This is a genomic window from Pseudomonas sp. AC463 (assembly GCF_979253585.1).
The window spans coordinates 1-240 of sequence record NZ_CEEDDZ010001106.1 but is presented as its reverse complement, the minus strand read 5'-3'; the positions used below and the strand labels follow the sequence as shown (position 1 = coordinate 240).

General features: G+C 58.8%; 1 protein-coding gene. It reads left to right on the top strand.

Features of this window, described 5'->3' with window-relative positions:
• Positions 1-240 (top strand): MFS transporter (locus AC0IYH_RS33710; protein WP_471838804.1); only part of this gene is annotated, 240 nt, incomplete at both ends.

Below are 240 nucleotides of genomic sequence, written 5' to 3'. Positions count from 1 at the left end.
GTGGTGGGTTTTATCGCCGTCAGCTACGGCTGGAAGGTGTCGTTCATCATCATCATGCTGATGGGGCTCGTGTGGGCGGTTGTCTGGTTAAAGTTCGTCAAGGACAAGCCTGACGGCAAGGTCGCCGAGGAAATCCGCCGCGCCGAGGAAAAAAGCGAAGTCTCCTCGCTGCCAGTCCATCCGCTGCGCTACTACCTCAAGCAACCGACCGTGCTGTTCACCGCCCTGGCGTTCTTCTCC